The sequence below is a fragment of the Pseudoxanthomonas sp. SL93 genome (genome assembly GCF_026625825.1).
GTDB lineage: Bacteria > Pseudomonadota > Gammaproteobacteria > Xanthomonadales > Xanthomonadaceae > Pseudoxanthomonas_A.
In genome coordinates this window covers 677776-697282 of sequence record NZ_CP113065.1, presented here as the reverse complement: position 1 = coordinate 697282, position 19507 = coordinate 677776, and the positions used below count along the sequence as shown (strand labels likewise).

General features: G+C 68.1%; 16 protein-coding genes. 12 read left to right on the top strand and 4 right to left on the bottom strand.

Going from position 1 to position 19507, the window contains the following annotated elements; all coding sequences use genetic code 11:
- Positions 1 to 156: 156 nt before the first annotated feature.
- Complete coding sequence (gene flgA / locus OVA13_RS03215; RefSeq protein WP_267792381.1) at positions 157 to 807, bottom strand: flagellar basal body P-ring formation chaperone FlgA; 651 nt, start codon at positions 805 to 807, stop codon at positions 157 to 159.
- Positions 808 to 1621: 814 nt separating this feature from the next.
- Between flgA and OVA13_RS03210 the strand changes: the two genes are divergently transcribed.
- The 12 genes from OVA13_RS03210 to flgL all read left to right on the top strand — a co-directional run bounded on the left by OVA13_RS03210 (position 1622) and on the right by flgL (position 14025).
- A complete protein-coding gene (locus tag OVA13_RS03210; RefSeq protein ID WP_267792380.1) occupies positions 1622 to 2578 on the top strand; it encodes a chemotaxis protein in 957 nt (318 codons plus the stop codon).
- 124 nt (positions 2579 to 2702) lie between these two features.
- A complete protein-coding gene (gene flgB / locus OVA13_RS03205) occupies positions 2703 to 3089 on the top strand; it encodes a flagellar basal body rod protein FlgB (protein ID WP_267792379.1) in 387 nt (128 codons plus the stop codon).
- A gap of 3 nt (positions 3090 to 3092) precedes the next feature.
- Positions 3093 to 3500 carry a flagellar basal body rod protein FlgC gene (gene flgC / locus OVA13_RS03200; RefSeq protein ID WP_267792378.1) on the top strand — a complete coding sequence of 136 codons (408 nt, stop codon included), beginning with the start codon at positions 3093 to 3095 and terminating at the stop codon, positions 3498 to 3500.
- A 30-nt stretch (positions 3501 to 3530) separates the two neighbouring features.
- Entirely contained in the window at positions 3531 to 4211 is a 681-nt protein-coding gene (locus OVA13_RS03195) for a flagellar hook capping FlgD N-terminal domain-containing protein (RefSeq protein ID WP_267792377.1), read from the top strand.
- A gap of 43 nt (positions 4212 to 4254) precedes the next feature.
- Entirely contained in the window at positions 4255 to 5475 is a 1221-nt protein-coding gene (flgE, locus tag OVA13_RS03190; RefSeq protein ID WP_267792376.1) for a flagellar hook protein FlgE, read from the top strand.
- Between the two features lie 98 nt (positions 5476 to 5573).
- Positions 5574 to 6326, top strand: coding sequence for a flagellar basal-body rod protein FlgF (locus OVA13_RS03185; RefSeq protein ID WP_267792375.1), 753 nt, complete (start codon positions 5574 to 5576; stop codon positions 6324 to 6326).
- 869 nt (positions 6327 to 7195) lie between these two features.
- A complete protein-coding gene (flgG, locus tag OVA13_RS03180) occupies positions 7196 to 7981 on the top strand; it encodes a flagellar basal-body rod protein FlgG (protein ID WP_267792374.1) in 786 nt (261 codons plus the stop codon).
- Positions 7982 to 8003: 22 nt separating this feature from the next.
- On the top strand, positions 8004 to 8690 hold the full coding sequence (gene flgH / locus OVA13_RS03175) for a flagellar basal body L-ring protein FlgH (RefSeq protein WP_267792373.1): 687 nt from the start codon (positions 8004 to 8006) through the stop codon (positions 8688 to 8690).
- Between the two features lie 10 nt (positions 8691 to 8700).
- Positions 8701 to 9882, top strand: coding sequence for a flagellar basal body P-ring protein FlgI (locus OVA13_RS03170; RefSeq protein WP_324288258.1), 1182 nt, complete (start codon positions 8701 to 8703; stop codon positions 9880 to 9882).
- Positions 9883 to 9917: 35 nt separating this feature from the next.
- Positions 9918 to 10931: a flagellar assembly peptidoglycan hydrolase FlgJ gene (gene flgJ, locus OVA13_RS03165; RefSeq protein WP_267793612.1), complete on the top strand. Its 1014-nt coding sequence runs from the start codon at positions 9918 to 9920 to the stop codon at positions 10929 to 10931.
- Positions 10932 to 10945: 14 nt separating this feature from the next.
- The gene (gene flgK, locus OVA13_RS03160; RefSeq protein WP_267792372.1) at positions 10946 to 12826 is read left to right on the top strand and encodes a flagellar hook-associated protein FlgK; all 1881 of its coding nucleotides are present in this window, start codon (positions 10946 to 10948) and stop codon (positions 12824 to 12826) included.
- Positions 12823 to 14025, top strand: coding sequence for a flagellar hook-associated protein FlgL (flgL, locus tag OVA13_RS03155; RefSeq protein WP_267792371.1), 1203 nt, complete (start codon positions 12823 to 12825; stop codon positions 14023 to 14025). The genes flgK and flgL overlap by 4 nt, the downstream gene beginning before the upstream one ends.
- Positions 14026 to 14228: 203 nt before the next feature.
- Here flgL and OVA13_RS03150 read toward each other — a convergent pair whose 3' ends face one another.
- The 3 genes from OVA13_RS03150 to OVA13_RS03140 are packed head-to-tail and all read right to left on the bottom strand — an operon-like array spanning position 14229 to position 19501.
- Complete coding sequence (locus tag OVA13_RS03150; RefSeq protein WP_267792370.1) at positions 14229 to 14822, bottom strand: alpha-ketoglutarate-dependent dioxygenase AlkB; 594 nt, start codon at positions 14820 to 14822, stop codon at positions 14229 to 14231.
- A gap of 6 nt (positions 14823 to 14828) precedes the next feature.
- Positions 14829 to 18086, bottom strand: coding sequence for an error-prone DNA polymerase (locus OVA13_RS03145; RefSeq protein WP_267792369.1), 3258 nt, complete (start codon positions 18084 to 18086; stop codon positions 14829 to 14831).
- Positions 18083 to 19501, bottom strand: coding sequence for a Y-family DNA polymerase (locus OVA13_RS03140; RefSeq protein WP_267792368.1), 1419 nt, complete (start codon positions 19499 to 19501; stop codon positions 18083 to 18085). The genes OVA13_RS03145 and OVA13_RS03140 overlap by 4 nt, the downstream gene beginning before the upstream one ends.
- Between the last annotated feature and the right edge of the window lie 6 nt (positions 19502 to 19507).

The window sequence follows — 19507 nt, the reverse complement described above, 5'->3', positions numbered from 1 at the left end:
ACAGGGTTCATGGGGGTTATCGGCCGCGGCCCGCCCAACTTTAGTGACGGTTGCCGCACTTCCGCGAAAGGGTCGGTTTTTTCCCGACTGTCTTCCACCCACGTTCGGTATCGGCCACCCCGGATGGAACTTTAGGGCGGTGTTTCATTCCTTGTTTCAACGACTTACCCACACGTCACCCGAGGGACCCACCACGCCCTGGACCACGCGGCGCGATGACAGGTTCTCGACGGTGACGCGTTCGTTCTCGCCCGCGTCGGCCAATGCCTTGCCGGCCACGCGCACTTCCACGCCGCCGCGCCGGGACACCAGCGCCACGTTGTCGCCGCGCCGGATCAGCCGTGCCGCCACCAGGTCGGAGGCGGACAGTACCGCGCCCGCCGACAACGTGCGTCGCGCCACGCGGCCGACGGCCTGGGCCGGGTCCGCCACGGCCGCGCCGACGATGCGGCTGGCGTCGCGGGCCTCCGGGGTGAAGGCATCCGCGGTGATCGCTTCGCCCGGGGCGATGCCGCGGTTGAGCACCAGCACGGTCTGGCTGCGGCGGATGCGCACCGGCACGAACAGGCGCCAGCCGGCATCCTGGGGGCAGCTGACTTCAACGCTGTTGCTGCCCTGCACGCGCGCCGTCAGCGCAGCGCCGCAGCGCGGGAGCCGCAGCGAAGGGTCCAGCGTGGCATCGGCATCGCTGCCGGCAGGCAGTGCGCCCAGGGCGGCCGTCTTGATGCTGTCCACGGGCTGGAAGTCGGCCGCCAATACGGCGCACGCGGTCAATCCCGTGATCAGGGCAGTGGCGAGGCGCAGCATGGGCAGACTCCGTCGGTTCATCGTCGACAGGCGTGCAAGGTGTGTGCCAGCTCGCGCTCGTGGCGGAGATACGTCGGCTTCCGGGCATGGTGCCGCTCGCCGCGGGGGCGTCCTTTCTTTGCTTGTGCAAAGAAAGGACCAAAGAAACACACCCCAGGCGGCACGCCCTCCGCGCTGCGCGCTCCGGGTTCGCGAGCGGGCCGGGAATTTTCGTAAGGCACATCCCTGTGCCATACGAAAACGCCGCCCATCCAGGGCGGCGCCCTTCGGGTTTTACCCGGCCCACTCGCCGTGCCTCAAGGGGTCCAAAAAGCAACTGCGAAAGCAACAGCAAAGCACGGCGTACGGATGTGTCCGGCGCAGTTTCGGGGCCCCTGAGGTCCGGCAGTCACGGCGGGTAAAACCCCAACGGGGCGGCGCACAGGACGTGCGCCGTTTTCGTATGGGCCAGGATGGCCCTTACGAAAATTCCCGCCGGGACTGCGCACCCGCCGCGTGCGGCGGGCGGACCGCCGGGGTGTGCTTTCTTTTGCCTACTTTTCTTTGCACAAGCAAAGAAAAGTAGGGCCCCGCGGCGAGCGCGCCATGCCTGCGTATGCGACAACCCTTCCGTCAGGCCAAGAAACGTGTAACAACCGCGCGCCCGATGGACACGCTCCAAGGCCCACACGCGCGACGGACGCCGTTGGCCCTCACCGCGCGCCACCTCTCCCACAAGGACTTCCTTCGGTCGCCGTAGGGAGAGGGGCTCGAGAGCGGGAAACGGCATCCGGTTCCGCCTCAAGTGCCCCTGCCCCGTGCCGATATACTGTGCATGACCCAGGATCTGCTCAATCGTATCGACCAGCGCACCCGCCTGGCCGGCCACAACCGCCTCGCCCTGCTCCTGTTCCGCCTGGGCGGGCGTCAGCTTTTTGGCGTCAATGTCTTCAAGGTGCAGGAAGTGCTGCGCCGCCCCAGCCTGTTCCAGCTGCCGGGGCTGCCCAGCGAGTTCGTCGGCGTGGCCGACGTGCGCGGGCGTTCGGTGCCGGTGCTGGACCTGGGCCTGAGCATCCGCCACCCCGAACGCGACCCCAACCCCGAGAACACCCCCAATTACCTGGTGGTGACCGAGTTCAACCGCTCCGTGCAGGGCTTCCTGGTCAGCGGCGTGGAGCGCATCGTCAACATCGCCGTGGAAGACATCCACCCGCCGCCGGAACTGGGCGCGGACAACAGCTACCTGACCGCCGTGACCCGTTTCCAGGGCGAACTGATCCAGGTGATCGACGTGGAAAGCGTGCTGGCCGACATCTGCCAGACGCGCATGGATGCCGCCCTGGCGCCGGAAATGGCCTTGCCGGAAGGCTCGCCGCCGCTGCAGGTACTGGTGGTCGACGACTCGCGCGTGGCGCGCTCGCAGATCCGCAGCGTGCTGGAGCAGTTGGGCGTCACCACCACCCTGCTTTCGGATGGACGGCAGGCACTGGACCATCTCTTGCAGGTGCATGCCGCCGGCGAGAATCCGGCCGAGCGCTACGCCATGGTCATCTCGGACATCGAGATGCCGGCGATGGACGGCTACACGCTGACGACGGAAATCCGGCGCCATCCGGGCCTGGCCGGCCTTTACGTGCTGCTGCATACCTCGCTGTCGGGCGTGTTCAACAACGCCATGGTGGAACGCGTGGGCGCGAACGCCTTCGTGGCCAAGTACAGCCCGCACGAACTGGCCGAGCACGTGCTGTTCCGCCTGAACCAGGTGGTGGCGGCGCAGATGGCGGCGGCCTAGTCCTATCGCAACGCGATAAGACACCCAGGATTCGCTGCGCGAATCCCGGGCCCCGGCGCGGGCCCCGCCCTGTTCTGGCACACGCCTTGCAGCATCCCCGGCAACGGTCTGCCGGAGCGGTGCCATGTCCAATCCCATCTCCAACTACCTGGGCGTCCATGCGACGGCCCTGCCGCTGCGCGAGCAGCGCATGCAGCTGATCGCCAGCAACCTGTCCAACGCGGACACGCCCAACTACAAGGCGAAGGACCTGAACTTCCAGGCGGCGCTGGAAAGCGCGGCGCTGAAGGCCTCGCCGCTGCAGACCACCAGCGAACGCCACCTCACCCTGCTGGACGCCTCCCCGCGTATCTTCGAGCGCGACGGCGTGCAGCCCAGCCTGGACGGCAACACCGTCGATGCCGACACCGAACGGGCGGCCTACGGTCGCGCGGCGCTGGAATACCGCGCCTCGCTCAGCTTCATCGAATCCAAGGTGCGCACCATGCTCACCGCCATCACGGGTCAATAAGCCATGAGCAACCTGCCCATCTTCGACGTGGCCGGTTCCGCCCTGCAGGCGCAGTCGGTGCGGTTGAACACCATCGCCAGCAACCTGTCCAACGCGGATTCCATCGCGTCCTCGCCCGAGGCGGTGTACAAGCCGATCGAGCCGATCTTCCAGGCACGGCCACTGAATGCGGATGGCTCGCTGACGTCGGTGCAGGTGAAGGAAATCACCCAGAGCGACGCGCCGCCGATCAAGCGCTACGAGCCCGGCCACCCGATGGCCGATGGCGATGGCTATGTGTATGCGCCCGACGTGGACCCCGTGGCCCAGATGGTCAACCTGATCTCGGCCTCGCGCGGTTACCAGGCGGGCGTCGAAGTCCTGAACACCGCCAAGGAACTGGCCCTGGCCACGCTGACGATGGGCCGCTGAGCGGCTTCCCTTTCCTGACCGAGCATCCCCATGGCCACCATCAACGGCGACCCGTTTGCCGCCATCAACACCGCCACCACCGGCACGCCGACCAACAAGAAGCCGGAGAACCTGGGCCAGGCCGACTTCATGCGGCTGATGACCGAACAGCTGAAGCACCAGGACCCATTGAAGCCGCTGTCGAACAGCGAGTTCATCGGCCAGCTGGCGCAGTTCTCCACCGTGCAGGGCATCAGCGACCTCAACACCACCGTCGGCGGCTTCACGTCCGCGCTGACCGGCGACCAGGTGCTGAAAGGCGCCTCGCTGGTCGGGCATTCGGTGCTGGTGCCGTCCAAGACGATCGCGTTGCCCGCCAGCGGCAACGCCAGCGGCCTGGTCATGGCGCCGGGCGCCGGCACGGTGAAATTCGAGATCAAGGACGCCAGCGGCGTGGTCGTGGACACGGTGGAAGTGGAAGCCACCGGCAAGGGTGAAACGCCCTACGTCTGGGACGGCCTGAAAGCCAATGGCGAACGCGCGCCGGCCGGTGCGTACTCGATCACGGCCCAGCACGTCGCCAGCGACGGCACCGGCACCGAACTGAACACCTACGTCGATGCCACCGTCGAAAGCGTCACCATCGGTTCCGACGGGCTCTACCTCAACCTGCCCGGCCTGGGCACCGCACCGCTCGACTACGTGCTGCGCATCGGCAAGTCGACCACCTGATCCCACCGCGCCACTCCCACCTGCACACCGCAAGGAGAACCTCATGGCTTTCAACAGTTCGCTCTCGGGCATGAAGGCGGCCAACGCCGACCTCAACGTCACCTCGCACAACATCGCCAACGTCGGCACCACCGGTTTCAAGGAGTCGCGCGCCGAGTTCGCCGAAGTCTTCTCGACCACCGGCTACGGGCTGCTGCAGAACGGGATCGGCGCCGGCGTGCGCGTCACCAACGTGGCGCAGCAGTTCTCGCAGGGCGACATCAACCAGACCGGCCGCTACCTGGACCTGGCGATCGACCAGGAAGGCTTCTTCACGGTCAGCAACAACGGCACCAACGTCTACACGCGCGCCGGCAACTTCCAGCGCGACCCCAACGGCTTCGTGACCACGCCCGACGGCTACCGCCTGCAGGTGTTCCCGCCGCGCGCGGACAACGTGGGTTTCGACACGGGCCAGCTGGTCGACCTGCAGCTGCTGACCACCGACAGCCCGCCGTCGCCCACCACCAACGTGGACCTGGGCGTCACCCTGCCAGGCAACGCCGCGCAGCCGACCATCACGCCGTTCTCGCCGAATGACAGCGCCAGCTTCAATGAGACCACCTCGGTCAATGTCTATGATTCGCTCGGCGTTTCGCACCAGCAGTCGGTGTACTACGTGAAGACCGCCAACCCGAACGAATGGCAGATGCACGTGTACGTGGACGGCACGTCGATGGGTGCGCCGACCAATGTGCAGTTCGACAACAACGGCACGCTGACCGCACCGGCCAACGGCCTGGTGACGCTGGCCCCGTTCACGCCCACCACGGGCGCAGGCGTGCTGAACATGACGCTGAACATCAGCGGCACCACCCAGTACGGCGAGCAGTTCGCCAAGCGCATCCAGAACCAGGACGGCTACGCCACCGGCAAGCTCAACGAGTTCAGCGTGTCGCCCGAAGGCGTGGTGTACGCGCGCTATTCGAACGGCGTGGACCGCGCCATCGGCCAGGTGGGCCTGGCCAACTTCACCAACCCGCAGGGCCTGGTGTCGCAGGGCAACAACACCTGGACGCACAGTTTCGCCTCGGGTGAACCGCGCATCGGTGCGCCCGGCACGTCCGACTTCGGCCAGGTGGCCTCGGGTGCACTGGAAGCCTCCACGGTCGACCTGACCGAGCAGCTGGTCAACATGATCGTGGCGCAGCGCAACTTCCAGGCGAACTCGCAGATGCTGTCCACGCAGGACCAGATCACCCAGACGGTCATCAACATCCGCTAAGCCTCCTGACCGGTCAGCGGTGACGGGCATCCACAGGGTCGCCCGTCGCCCATCGCCCTGCACCACGCCTCCCTCACACATCGCGGATCAACCAGACCATGGACAAAGCCCTCTACGTCGCCATGACCGGTGCCCGCGCTTCGCTCCAGGCGCAGGGCACGGTGTCGCACAACCTCGCCAACGTGGACACCAAGGGCTTCAAGGCGGCATTGGCGGGCACCGAGGCGTTCAAGATCCCGGGCCAGGGTTTCCCATCGCGCGTGGACGCCATGCTGATGGATCCCGGGTTCGATTCGCGCACGGGGTCGCAGATGGTCACCGGGCGATCTCTGGACGTATCGCTGCAGCCCAACCACTGGCTGGCCGTGCAGGCCGCCGATGGCGGCACCGCCTACACGCGCAACGGCGAGCTCAGCGTGACGCCGAACGGCCAGCTGGTCACCGCCGGCGGCCGTGCGGTGCTGGACGACAATGGAAACCCCATCGCCGTACCACCCGCGCAGTCCATCGACATCGGGGCCGACGGCACGGTGTCGATCATCCCGCAGGGCGAAGGCCCGCAGACCATGGCAGTCGTGGGCCGGATGCGGATGGTGCAGGCCACGCCGGCGCAGCTGGCACGCGGCGGCGACGGTCTGATGCGCCCCTCCGATCCGCAGGCTCCGGCGCTCCCGCAGGCTACGGGCAACAGCCTGACCACGGGCGTGCTGGAAGGCAGCAACGTGGATGCGGCGGGTGCGCTGGTGCAGATGATCCAGATGCAGCGCCAGTTCGAGATGCAGGTGAAGGTGATCCGCACCGGCGACGAGATGGCGCAGTCGTCGAACCAGTTGCTGCGGTTGGGTAGTTGATCGCTTCAACCGAGGCCACTAAGGCTTAATCGTCGGCTTTCCAACACGGAATTCTTCCGCGCTCGCCGCGGGGCCCTACTTTCTTTGCTTGTGCAAAGAAAGTAGGCAAAGAAAGCACACCCCAGGCGGCACGCCCTGCGCTTCGCTCCGGGTCCGCGAGCGGTCCGGGAATTTTCGTAAGGCACATCCCTGTGCCATACGAAAACGCCGCCATCCATGGCGGCGCCCTTCGGGTTTTACCCGGCCCACTCGCCGTGCCTCAAGGGGGCCCGAAGGCAAGAGCAAAAAACCAAGCCCGCTCACGATGCTTCGCGGACGGCTTCGGGGCCCCTGAGGTCCGGCAGTCACGGCGGGTAAAACCCCAACGGGGCGGCGCACAGGACGTGCGCAGTTTTCGTATGGGCCAGGATGGCCCTTACGAAAATTCCCGCCGGGACTGCGCACCCGCCGCGTGCGGCGGGCGGACCGCCGGGGTGTGCTTTCTTTTGCCTACTTTTCTTTGCACAAGCAAAGAAAAGTAGGGCCCCGCGGCGAGCGCGCCATGCTGGCGTACTAAAAGAACCATCTCGCCAGGCTCAAGACCCCAAAGCGACGATGCGCACCTGGAACGGACTTCGTTGCCCCTCACCCCAACCCCCCGCTCCCTCAGTGACTTCCATCGGTCGCCGCAAGAAGAGGGGCTCGAAGTCCAGGGAGAGGGGCCTGGAAGCGGTCCGGCGCCAATTTCCTGCCGCCGGGCGCGCCATCCCCTGAGGCCCGCCAGATCCCGCGCCGGACTTACGGCATCCGTTTCGGCACAGGACTTGCCTGAGAGAGGGCGAGGAACCGCATTGCGCGGCTCCCCCCTTCCACCAGCGAGGAACCACGCCATGAACCAGGCCCTCTGGGTCGCCAAGACCGGACTGGATGCGCAGCAGACGCGCATGTCCGTGGTCTCCAACAACCTGGCCAACACCAACACCACCGGCTTCAAGCGCGACCGCGCCAGCTTCGAAGACCTGCTGTACCAGCAGGTGCGCCAGCCCGGCGGCTCCACCTCTTCGCAGACGCAGCTGCCGTCCGGCCTGCAGCTCGGCACCGGCGTGCGCGTCGTCTCCACGTCGAAGGACTTCCAGCAGGGCAACCCGCAGCAGACCGGCCGCTCGCTGGACGTGATGGTCAACGGCCGCGGCTTCTTCGAAGTGCTGCTGCCCGACGGCTCGCCCGCCTACACCCGCGACGGTTCGTTCCAGATCAACGCGCAGGGCGAACTGGTCACCAACAGCGGCTACCCCGTGCAGCCCGGCATCCAGGTACCCGAAGGCGCGCAGTCGATGACCATCGGCGCCGACGGCACCATCAGCGTGACCATGGCCGGTCAGGCACAGGCGCTGGAAATCGGCTCGCTGACGCTCACCGACTTCGTCAATCCGTCCGGCCTGCAGGCCAAGGGCGAAAACCTCTACGTCGAAACCACCGCCTCCGGCCCCGCGCAGAACGGCACCCCCGGCCTCAACGGCCTGGGCGGGCTGGTGCAGGGCTCGCTGGAGGGCTCCAACGTCAACGTCGTGGAAGAGCTGGTCAGCATGATCGAAACCCAGCGCGCCTACGAAATGAACGCCAAGGCCATCTCCACCACCGACTCGATGTTGGGCTACCTCAACAACAACGTCTGATCCACGCATACCGGGAAACGCCATGAAGCGCTCCACGTCCGCCACCACCCTCGCCTGCGCGCTGATGCTGCTGCCGGGCTGCGCACGCTACTACGGCGACGTGCGCCCTTACGCGCCGATGCAGCCCATCCAGCCCATCGTCGCCGTGCAGGCGCCGGCGACGGCCGGTTCCATCTACCGCGCCGGCCCCGGGCTGAACCTCTACGCCGACCGCCGCGCACGCGACGTGGGCGACCTGCTGACGATCAACCTGGTGGAGAACACCGCCGCGCAGACCTCGGCCACCACCTCGGTCGACAAGAGCAGCGAGATCAGCATGGCCGCGCCCAACATCGCCGGTGCCCCGGTCACCTGGAACGGACGCGAAATCCTCAGCGCCTCGGTCAACGGCGACCGCGGTTTCAGCGGCGCCGGCAACAGCGCGCAGAGCAACCGCCTGCAGGGCAGCGTGACCGTCACCGTCATCCAGCGTCTGCCCAACGGCAATCTGGTCGTGCAGGGCCAGAAGAACATGCGCCTGAACCAGGGTGACGAACTGGTGCAGATCCAGGGCATCGTGCGCCCGGCCGACATCGGCACCGACAACACCATCGCCTCCAGCAAGGTCGCCGACGCCCGCATCGCCTTCGGCGGCCGCGGCGCCATCGCGCAGTCCAACTCGATGGGCTGGCTGGGCCGGTTCTTCAACTCCCCCGTCTTCCCCAACTGAGCATCGCGCCATGGACACGCCCAACGCCGAACGCTCGAACCCCACGCCCGCGAAGAAGCCGCGCCGCATCGACACCTATACGCTGCTCGGGCTGCTGGCGTGGATCGGGCTGGTGCTGCTCTGCCTGGCACCCGCCGCGCGTGCCGAACGCATCAAGGATCTCGCCCAGGTCGGTGGCGTGCGCAGCAATCCGCTGGTCGGCTACGGGCTGGTCGTGGGCCTTGACGGCAGCGGCGACCGCACCAGCCAGGCACCCTTCACCGTGCAGAGCCTGAAGAACATGCTGGGCGAACTGGGCGTCAACGTGCCGCCCAACGTCAATCCGCAGCTGAAGAACGTCGCGGCGGTCGCCATCCACGCCGACCTGCCCGCCTTCGCCAAACCCGGCCAGCCGATCGACATCACCGTGTCCTCCATCGGCAACGCCACGTCGTTGCGCGGCGGCAGCCTGCTGATGACGCCGCTGCGTGGCGCCGACGGCGAGGTCTACGCCATCGCGCAGGGCAACCTGGTGGTCGGTGGCTTCGGCGCGCAGGGCAAGGACGGGTCGCGCGTGTCGGTCAACGTGCCCAGCGTGGGCCGCATCCCGAATGGCGCCACGGTCGAGCGCGCGGTGCCGAATGCGATGGATGCCGGCGACGGCACCATCACGCTGAACCTGCATCGCGCCGACTTCACCACCGTGTCGCGCATGGTCGCCGCGCTGGAACAGAACTTCGGCGCCGGCAATGCCTATGCACTGGATGCCGTCACCGTGGCAGTGCGTGGCCCCAGCGACATCAGCCGCCGCATCAATTTCCTTTCCCAGGTGGAGAACCTGGAACTGACGCCGGGCAGCGCACCGGCCAAGGTCATCGTCAATGCACGCACCGGCACCGTGGTGATCGGCGCGCAGGTGCAGGTGATGCCGGCTGCGGTCACCCACGGCTCGCTGACGGTGACCATCACCGAATCGGCGAACGTCAGCCAGCCGAACGAATTCTCGCGCGGCGGCCAGACGGTGGTGACGCCGCAGTCGTCGGTGTCGATCAATGCCGAAGGCAGCCGCATGTTCAAGTTCGAAGGCGGCACCTCGCTGGATGAGATCGTCCGCGCCGTGAACGAAGTCGGCGCGGCCCCCGGCGACCTGATCGCCATCCTGGAAGCGCTGAAGCAGGCGGGTGCGCTGCGCGCGGAGCTCGAGGTGATCTGATGGGCACGACGCCGCTCGGAGCGCTGCAACCTGCGATGTCGCTGGCGGATGCCGGCGGCAAGCCGGACAACGCGCGCATCCAGGACGTGGCGCGCAAGCTGGAGGGCCAGTTCGCGCAGATGCTGATCAAGTGCATGCGCGAGGCCAGCTTCGGGGATTCGCTGTTCCCCGGCGAGAACCAGACCTTCCGCGACATGTACGACCAGCAGCTGGCCAAGGCGATGACCGAAGGTCGCGGCCTGGGCCTGGCACCGATGATCGCGCGCCAGCTGGGCGCCACCGACACCACCCCGCCGGTCGCGACCAACACGGCGCTGTCCGCCTATCGCCGCATGATGCCGTCGGCCGAGGCCGATTCCATGCTCGACGCCATCGCCGGTCGTGGCATCGGCAGCAGCGCGGCCCGCGACGGCGCCAGCGTGCCGGCCACCATCACGCTGGACACCATCACTGTGCGACCCGATGCGGCCTGCGCCGAAGTGGAGAACGTCGCGTCCGCCGATCCGTCCAGGTACGCCCGCAACACGCCCGAGCGCTTTGTCGCCGAGATCTGGGACCACGCGCAGAGCGCGGCGAAGGAGCTGGGCGTGGACCCGCGCGCACTGGTCGCGCAGGCCGCGCTGGAAACGGGCTGGGGCCGACGCGTGATCAAGACCGGCGACGGTGGCAGCGCGCACAACCTGTTCGGCATCAAGGCCACCGGCTGGAAGGGCGAACGCGCCCGCACCGCCACCCACGAGTACACCAATGGCGTGAAGCACAGCGAAACCGCGGACTTCCGTGCCTACGCCTCGCCCGCCGAAAGCTTCGCCGACTACGTGCGCCTGCTGAAGAGCAATCCGCGCTACCAGCAGGCACTGGCCGCCGGCCGCGACATAGCCGGTTTCGCGCGCGGCCTGCAGAAAGCCGGCTACGCCACCGACCCCACCTACGCCAACAAGATCGCCTCCATCGCCAACGGCCCGACGCTGGGCAAGGTGCTGTCGTCGATGGGCTCCACCGTCGGCAACGCGGTGGGTTCGGCGATAAGTAACGCCTTGCGGCGCTGACCCAGGAAGACCCCATGTCCAACCTCCTCGCCACCGGCAGCAGCGCCCTGATCGCCTTCCAGCGGGCGCTGTCCACGGTCAGCCACAACGTCGCCAACATCAACACGCCGGGCTACTCGCGCCAGCGCACCGAGTTCGAGGCGCGCGACGGCACGTTCTACGGCTACGGCTACCAGGGCAACGGCGTGCAGATCGTCGACGTGCGGCGGATGGCCGACTCGCTGGCGACCTCGCGCCTGCTGGACAGCGGCGGCGAACTCAGCCGCCTGCAGCAGCTTTCGGTGTTGTCCAGCCGCATGGACAGCCTGTTCTCCGAGAAGGCCACCGGCATCAGCGCGCCGTGGTCGTCCTTCTTCGACGCGGCCAGCGCGCTGTCGTCGAACGCGGCCGGATCTGCCGACCGCGAAAGCCTGCTGGCGCAGGCCAATGCGCTGACCACGCGATTCCGCCAGATCGACCAGCACCTCGACGGGCTGGATGTCGAAGTCAACGCCGGCCTCACCGCCGCCACCGGCGAAGTGAACCGCCTGGCGAAGGAGATCGCCCAGCTCAACGGGCAGATCGGCGGCAACACGAATCCCTCGGGCGACCTGCTGGACCGCCGCGACCAGCTGATCAGCGAACTTGTTTCCTACACCGGCGGCAATGCCGTCACCCAGGATGGCGGCCTGGTCAATGTTTTCAGCGCGGGTGGGCAGCCGCTGGTGGTGGGCGCCACCGCCAGCAAGCTGGTCACCGTGGCCGATCCCTTCCGGCCTGAACGGCTGCAGGTCGCGCTGGAGACCAACAACCAGCGCGTCACCCTGGACAAGCGCGCGCTCGGCGGGCAGATCGGCGGCCTGATCGAATTCCGCACCACCGTGCTGGACCCCGCCGTGGCCGAACTCGGCCGCGTGGCCACGTCGCTGGCGCAGACCTTCAATGCCGGCCACAACGCCGGCATGGACCTGTACGGGCAGATGGGGGCGGACTTCTTCGCCCTGTCGGCACCGCGCATGTCGTCGCATGCCGGCAATACCGGCAATGCGTCGTTCCAGACGTCCCTGGGCAACACCGGCGCGCTGAACGCGCAGAACGTGCTGCTGCGCTTCGACGGCACCAACTGGCAGGCCACGCATCCGGACACCGGCGCGGCCATTCCCATGACAGGCACCGGGACGGCCGCCGATCCGCTGGTCGTCAACGGCGTCGAGCTGGTGCTCGCCTCCGGCACGCCGGCCACCAATGACCGCTTCCTGCTGCAGCCCACGGCCGGGGCCGCCGGCAACATCAAGGTCGCGATCAGCGACCCCAGCCGCATCGCGGCCGCCACCCCGGTCAAGGCCACCACCGACCTGACCAACACGGGCAGCGGCAAGCTCAGCGCGCTGAAGGTCACCGACGCGACCAACGCCAACCTGCTGGCGCCGGCGGACATCGAGTTCATCGATGCCACGCAGTACACCATCGATGGCACCGGTCCCTTCACCTACACGCCCGGCCAGACCATCAGCCACAACGGCTGGAGCCTGACGCTGGACGGCGCGCCCGCGGCCGGCGACACCTTCACCGTCGGCCCGACCGGCGCCAACTCCAGCGACAACGGCAACGCCAAGCTGCTCGCGAACCTGGACGACGCGCGCGTGCTCAACGGCGGCACCATGACGCTCAACGGCGCCATCGGCGGACTGACCACGCAGGTGGGCTCGGCCGCGCGGCAGGCGGATTACTCCGCGCAGGCGCAGCAGGTCATCCACGACCAGGCGCAGGCCGCGCGCGACAGCATTTCCGGCGTCAACCTGGATGAGGAAGCCGCCGACCTGATGCGCCTGCAGCAGGCCTACCAGGCGGCCGCGCAGATCATCGCCGCCGCCGACACCCTGTTCCAGTCCCTGCTGGGAGCCACGCGTCGATGAACTACCGCATTTCCACCGGCATGATGTACCAGCGCTCGATCAGCACCATGCTGGCCAAGCAGGCGCAGCTGGCGCATACCCAGCAGCAGCTTTCCAGCGGACAGAAGCTGGTCAGCGCCAAGGACGATCCCGTCGCGGCGGGCACCGCCGTCGGCCTGGACCGCGCGCTGGCGGAACTGGAACGCTTCGCGATGAACGGCAATGCCGTGCAGAACCGGCTGGGGCTGCAGGAGAACGCGCTGACCCAGGTCGGCGACGCCATGGCGCGCATCAACGAACTCGCCATCCAGGCCAACAACGCCGCCTTGGGCGACGACAGCCGCAAGGCCATCAGCACCGAACTGAAGGCCATCCAGGCCGGCCTGCTGGACCTGGCCAACAGCACCGACGGCGCCGGCCGTTACCTGTTCGGCGGCACCGCCGATGGCAGCACGCCGTTCGCGATCAGCAACGGCGGCGTGATCTACAGCGGCGACCAGACCCAGCGGCAGGTGGAAGTGGCGCCGGACATGTTCGTGTCCGACACCCTCCCCGGCAGCGAGGTCTTCATCCGCCTGCGCACGGGCGATGGGCGCATCGATGGCAGCGCCGCGGCCGGCAATACCGGCACCGGCCTGCTGATGGACTTCAGCGTCACCAACACCAGCACCTGGACCGGCGGCAGCTACCAGCTCAACTTCACCGCGCCCGGCACCTACGAGGTCCGCGACGCCGGCAACGCCCTGGTCGCCAGCGGCACCTACACCAAGGGCGAGAGCATCGCGTTTGCCGGCGTGCAGATGAAGATCGACGGACAGCCGGCGGCGGGCGACAGCTTTTCTGTCGGCCCGGCCGGCACGCGCGACATCTTCGCGACCGTGCAGGGCCTGATCACCACGCTGGAAAGCAATCCCACCACCGATGCGCAGCGCGCCGCCATGCAGAACGGGCTGCAGAGCGCGATGCGCGACGTCGCCACCGCCCAGGGCAGGATGATCGATGCGCGCGCCAGCGGTGGTGCCCAACTGTCGGCCATCGATGACGCCGCCGCGCTGCGCGAAGCCAACAGCATCACCCTGAAAGGCACGCTGTCCACGCTGCGCGACCTGGACTGGGCCGAGGCCATCGGGCGTTACGAGATGGAGAACACCGCGCTGCAGGCGGCCCAGACCGTGTTCATGCAGATGCAGTCGCTGTCGCTGTTCAAGCTGATGGGCTGACGACGGCGCACCCCCTTTTCAAGCAGTCCTTGCCCTTGCGCCGCGATTCCCTCGCGGCTTTTTTTTCTGCTTTTCTGTAGGAGCGACGTGAGTCGCGACCGCACGCTCGGTGAGCCATGAAACTTCGTTCGAGCGCGCTCCAGATGCGTTCCGGGCCACGACTATGCACGGTCGCGACTCACGTCGCTCCTACACGGCTTCCCTCAAGCCGGCCGCAGCCGGAACACCACACTGATGCGCGGACCCTGATCGCGCCGGGTCTTGGGAATGCCATGCTCGTGCGTGCTCTGCGAGGCGTGGCTCATCGACAGCACACTGCCCGGTTCCAGGTCCACCGCCAGCGTTTCGCGCGCGCCATCACGGGCACGGATCAGCATGCGCCGCGGCGCGCCCAGCGAGACCAGCGTGATCGGATGCCCGGCCGCCAGCGTGTGCAGCTTGTCGCCGTGCATGGCCACGCTGTCGTGGCCGTCGCGGTAGAGGTTCATGCCGATGCGCGAGTACGGTGCAGGCGCCCTCGCCTGCACGCAGGCCAGCAGCGACGCCAGCGGCAGGTCGGCCGGCAGCGCCTCCACGGCATAGTTCGCCAGCAACCGCGGCACGTCGACGATGCGGTCGTACATCGGGCGCTGCAGGTGCGTCCAGGCCGCGCGTGCATGCAGCAGGTCGAACCAGCGCTGCGCCGTCTCCGCGTCGATGGCGCCCGGCCAGTAGCGGATGCCGCCCTGGTCGTCATGCACCAGCTGGTGCATCGCCGGGGCGAAGAGATCGTCGGTGAGGGCCGTCAGCGCACGCATGCCGGATCAGTGGAAGTCGCGGGAACCGGGCTGGATCTCGCCCAGCAGGTGACTGAAATCCTCCAGCCGGCGTGCGATCAGGTGGGAAACGCCGTCCACCTGTTCCCAACGGCCGCGTACCGCCATCAGCCGCGCGCCAAGCAGCGCCTTGCGGTCGCGCAGCGCCACGTGCGACCACACCACCACGTTGACCATGCCGTGCTCGTCCTCCAGCGTGACGAAGATGGTGCCCTTCGCGGTGGCCGGCCGCTGCCGCTGGGTGACGATGCCGGCCGCGAACGCGCCCCGCCCGGGCGGCAACCCGCGCAGTTGTTGCGAATCGACCACGCGCTGCCGCCGCAGGCGTTCGCGCAGCAAGGACAGCGGATGCTCGCCCAGCGTCAGTCCGGTCGTGCGGTAATCCGAGGTGACGTCCTCGCCCACCGTAGGTGCCGGCAACGCGATCACGTCCTCGTCCGGACTGCCGGGCAGCAACGGGCGCTGCCGTTCGATGCCGGCAACCGCCCAGCGTGCGGCGTGGCGATGGCCGGCGAGCGCCTGCAGTGCGCCCGCTTCCGCCAGTGCGTTGCGCGCCTTCTCGTCGAGCCTGGCCCGCAGGCAGAGGTCGCGCACATCGACGAACGGGCGTAGCGCCCGCGCGGCCATGATCGCCTTGCCGGCCTCCTCCGACAGCCCGCCCACCTGCCGGAACCCAAGCCGCAGCGCCGCCTGTCCGCCATCGTCGACACCCCGGCGCGCATGACCGCCTTCCAGGGTGTTGTCCCAGTCACTGACGGTGACGTCGACCGGCCGGATCTCGATGGACACCCGGCCGCCCTGTCCACGGCGTGCGTCCTGCACGATCTGGCTGGGCGAGTAGAACCCCATCGGCTGCGCGTTGAGCAGCGCGCACGCGAAGGCCGCCGGCTCGTGCCGCTTCAGCCAGCAGCTGATGTAGACCAGCTTGGCGAACGAGGCCGCATGGCTCTGCGGGAATCCGTAGGAACCGAACCCCTTGATCTGTTCGAAGATCTGGTCGATGAACTCCGGGGAGTAGTTTTTCCCCAGCATCAGCTCGCGGATGCGCAGGCGATGCGGCTCCATGTCGCCGCCGCGCTTCCAGGCCGCCATCGAGCGGCGCAGGCCGTCGGCCTGCGAGGGTGTGTAGCCGGCATGGATCACCAGTTCCATCACCTGTTCCTGGAACAGGGGGATGCCCAGCGTTTTCCCCAGGATGTCCTTCACGCCCTCGGAGGGATAGGTCACCGGATCCTTGCCCTGCCGCCGGCGCAGGTAGGGATGGACCATGCCGCCCTGGATCGGGCCGGGCCGCACGATGGCGACTTCCACCACCAGGTCGTAGTACTTGTCCGGCTTCAACCGCGGCAGCATGCTCATCTGCGCGCGCGACTCGATCTGGAACACGCCGACGGTGTCGGCGGCCTGGATCATCTCGAAGGTCTTCGCATCGTCGTTCGGCAGCCTGGCCAGATCCAGGCGGAAACCACGATGCTTCTCCACCAGGTCCACCGCCTTCCTGATGCAGGTCAGCATGCCCAGCGCCAGGCAGTCGACCTTGAGCAGGCCCATCGTCTCCAGGTCGTCCTTGTCCCACTGGATGATGGTGCGGTCATCCATCGAAGCGTTCTCCACCGGCACCACCGTCGACAGCGGCGCATCCCCGATCACGAAGCCGCCCACGTGCTGCGAGAGGTGGCGCGGGTGGTCGCGCAGCTGGTCGGTCACTGCCAGTACGCGCCGGATCAGCGTGTTTTCGGGATCGAAGCCCGCCTCGCGCAGCCGCTGCTCCATCGGCGCCTCGCCGTTGCCCCAACCGTAGCAGTCGGCCAGCAGCGCGATCTGGTCAGGCGGCAGGCCAAAGGCCTTGGCCACGTCGCGCACCGCGCTCTTGCCGCGGTAGCGGATCACGGTGGCGGCCAGCGCGGCGCGGCGCCGGCCATACTTGGTGTAGACGTACTGCAGCACTTCCTCGCGGCGTTCGTGCTCGAAGTCCACGTCGATATCCGGCGGCTCGCCGCGATCCTTCGACAGGAAACGGGCCATCAGCAGGCGGCTTTCGGCGGGATTGACCACGGTGATGCCCAATGCGAAGCAGACCGCGGAGTTCGCCGATGAACCACGTCCCTGGCAGAGGATGTGCTGCTCCTTGGCAAAACGCACGATGTCCCACACCGTGAGGAAGAACGCCTCGTACTGGAGTTCTTCGATCAGGGCGAGCTCGCCGTCGATCTGCTTCACGATGGCAGGTGACGGACCCTCCGGCCAACGCTCGCGCATGCCCCGCTCCGTGAGTTCGCGCAACCACGTGGTGGGCGTGTGGCCTTCGGGAACGAGTTCAGCAGGGTACCGGTAATGGATATCGCGCTTGAGGTCGAACCTGCAGCGCCGCGCCAGATCCACCGCGGCGTCGATCAGTGCGCGTGGATAGATGTTGCCCAGCGCCCGCCGCGTGCGCAGGTGGCGCTCGCCATTGCGGAACAGGTGCTCACCGCATTCGGCCAGCGGCGTGACGTGCCGGATCGCCGTCATCGTGTCCTGCAGGGCGCGGCGCCGGCGCACGTCCATGTGCACGTCGCCGGCGGCCACCGGCACCATCCCCAGGCGTGCCGCGCTTTCGAGCAGGCGCGCCAGTCGCGCCGCATCGTCCTGCTCGCGGTGCAGTTCCACCGCCAGGTGCGCGCGATCGCCGAATACCGACTGCAGCCAGCGCCCCTGCGCATCGTCGATGCCGGGGGATGGCAGCCACAGCGCGAACAGGCCACAGACCGCGGGATCGACATCGGAGAGGATGCGTTCCACCTCCTGCCGCGTCAGCCGGTAGCCCTTCTTGTCGACGGCGCGCCGGGCGGTGGTGATGAGCTCGCACAGGCGCGTGTAGCCGGCGGCGGTTTCCACCAGCAGGACGCACTTCAGTCCGCACACCAGGGTGAACTCGCTGCCGACGATGAGTTTCAGCTCTGTCGCACGCGCGGCTTCCCAACCGCGCACGATGCCGGCGAGCGAGCATTCGTCGGTGATCGCGAGTGCTTCATAGCCGAGATCGCGCGCGCGCTCGAACAGTTCCTCCGCGCTGGCCGCACCACGCAGGAACGAGAAATCCGACAGGCAATGCAATTCCGCATAGGCCGGCCAGGCATCTTCCTGGGGGCCATCGTCGTTGGCGGCGGCATGGCGGCGCAACCGCTGCGCCACTTCCCACGCGCGGGGCGGGCGACCGCCGGGCGTGTCGCGATCCACGCCATCCACCGCATCGTCCCAGCTCACGCGAACCATCCGTGCAGCATCCAGCCGCCCTGCTCGCCCGGCGGCGCGAACGCCCACGCACGCTGGCCCTGCGAGGTTTCCAGCACGTAGTAGTCGCGGCGCGCATCCTCGCCGTCCCACCAGCCGCTTTCCAGTCGTTCGGGGCCGGAAACGATGCGCGGTTGCGGGTCGCGCAGCGGCACCGGCTGCGGCAGCAACCAGGTCGGGCGTGGCGGACGTACCGGCGCCTGTTCGATGCGGCCGCCATCGCCCTGCACTCGCCGCCACGCACGTTCCGGACGCGGATCGCCGCCGGGCGCCACGCGATGGACCGCCTCGTCGCCGAGGCGCGCACGCAGGCGTTCGCGCAGCTGCGGCCATGGCAACTGCTGCTGCGGTCGCGTATCGAACAGGTCACGCGCGGCCGGCACGAACGGCGGGAGCTCGCGCGCCAGCAGGCGCACGCCCACCACCGGCTGCGCGATCTGCACCCGTTCCAGCCGGTTGCGGGTCAGCTCGAACAGCATCGCCGGTTCGCGTTCGGCGGCCAGCAGGCCCACTTCGACATCGGTGTGGCCTTCCTCGTGTTCCAGCCGCAGTACGAAACGCTGCACGCCGCCATCGCGGATGGACAGATAGGTGCACAGATCACCGATCAGGCGGCGCAACGGGAACAGCAACGCCATGTGGTTCTCGACCTCGTAGCCGAGTTCGATGCGCGCGTCGAAGTGGTCCGGCGGCGCGTAGTACGCCAGCGGATCGTCGGCCTGGCCGTACAGGCGATCCAGGTGTTCCAGCACCGGCAGGCCGAAGCGGCGGCGCAGGCTGTCGCGCGGCAACCCACGCAGCGTGCGCAGGTCGCGGATGCCCATGCGGTGCAGGCGCTCGCCGGCGTCGTTCGGCAGGCGCGCGCGCCGCACCGGCACGCGGTCCAGCATGTCCGCCATCGCCGCCGGCTGCATCACCGCCAGGCCGTCGCGCAGGCCGGCGAACACATGCGCCGCGCGCGGCGTGGGCGCCAGGGCGAGGCGATGCTGGAAACCCAGCGCGCCGAGTTCCTCGCGCAAGCGTGCCTCGATGCGCGGCCATGGCCCCAGCAGGCGGAAACTGGCGCGCACCTCCAGCACCAGGCAGCCCGGCCACTGCGCGCTGACCAGCGAGCTGTGCCGGTATGCCCACGCGGCGAGGAAACGCTGCCAGCGCGCTTCGGCCGTGGGGTCATATTCGACCATCGCGAACTCCGGCAGCAGCGCATGCGCCGCCGTCAGCCGCATGCCGGTCCGCAGGCCCGCCTGCGCGGCCGCGGCATTCACCGCCTGCAGGGTACGCAGTTGCACGGCGCCACCGACCAGCGCCAGCGGCGCGTCGGGATCAGGCAGACGCCGGAGGACGGCGTCCAGCGCCAGCTGCGGCAGCAGTACACAGGCCCAGAGCATGCGCGC

What these genes read in the sequence shown, in the direction of transcription:
- flgA (WP_267792381.1), bottom strand. Translation starts at nt 807, where the DNA reads ATGCTGCGCCTCGCCACTGCCCTGATCACGGGATTGACCGCGTGCGCC.
- OVA13_RS03210 (WP_267792380.1), top strand. Translation starts at nt 1,622, where the DNA reads ATGACCCAGGATCTGCTCAATCGTATCGACCAGCGCACCCGCCTGGCC.
- flgB (WP_267792379.1), top strand. Translation starts at nt 2,703, where the DNA reads ATGTCCAATCCCATCTCCAACTACCTGGGCGTCCATGCGACGGCCCTG.
- flgC (WP_267792378.1), top strand. Translation starts at nt 3,093, where the DNA reads ATGAGCAACCTGCCCATCTTCGACGTGGCCGGTTCCGCCCTGCAGGCG.
- OVA13_RS03195 (WP_267792377.1), top strand. Translation starts at nt 3,531, where the DNA reads ATGGCCACCATCAACGGCGACCCGTTTGCCGCCATCAACACCGCCACC.
- flgE (WP_267792376.1), top strand. Translation starts at nt 4,255, where the DNA reads ATGGCTTTCAACAGTTCGCTCTCGGGCATGAAGGCGGCCAACGCCGAC.
- OVA13_RS03185 (WP_267792375.1), top strand. Translation starts at nt 5,574, where the DNA reads ATGGACAAAGCCCTCTACGTCGCCATGACCGGTGCCCGCGCTTCGCTC.
- flgG (WP_267792374.1), top strand. Translation starts at nt 7,196, where the DNA reads ATGAACCAGGCCCTCTGGGTCGCCAAGACCGGACTGGATGCGCAGCAG.
- flgH (WP_267792373.1), top strand. Translation starts at nt 8,004, where the DNA reads ATGAAGCGCTCCACGTCCGCCACCACCCTCGCCTGCGCGCTGATGCTG.
- OVA13_RS03170 (WP_324288258.1), top strand. Translation starts at nt 8,701, where the DNA reads ATGGACACGCCCAACGCCGAACGCTCGAACCCCACGCCCGCGAAGAAG.
- flgJ (WP_267793612.1), top strand. Translation starts at nt 9,918, where the DNA reads ATGTCGCTGGCGGATGCCGGCGGCAAGCCGGACAACGCGCGCATCCAG.
- flgK (WP_267792372.1), top strand. Translation starts at nt 10,946, where the DNA reads ATGTCCAACCTCCTCGCCACCGGCAGCAGCGCCCTGATCGCCTTCCAG.
- flgL (WP_267792371.1), top strand. Translation starts at nt 12,823, where the DNA reads ATGAACTACCGCATTTCCACCGGCATGATGTACCAGCGCTCGATCAGC.
- OVA13_RS03150 (WP_267792370.1), bottom strand. Translation starts at nt 14,822, where the DNA reads ATGCGTGCGCTGACGGCCCTCACCGACGATCTCTTCGCCCCGGCGATG.
- OVA13_RS03140 (WP_267792368.1), bottom strand. Translation starts at nt 19,501, where the DNA reads ATGCTCTGGGCCTGTGTACTGCTGCCGCAGCTGGCGCTGGACGCCGTC.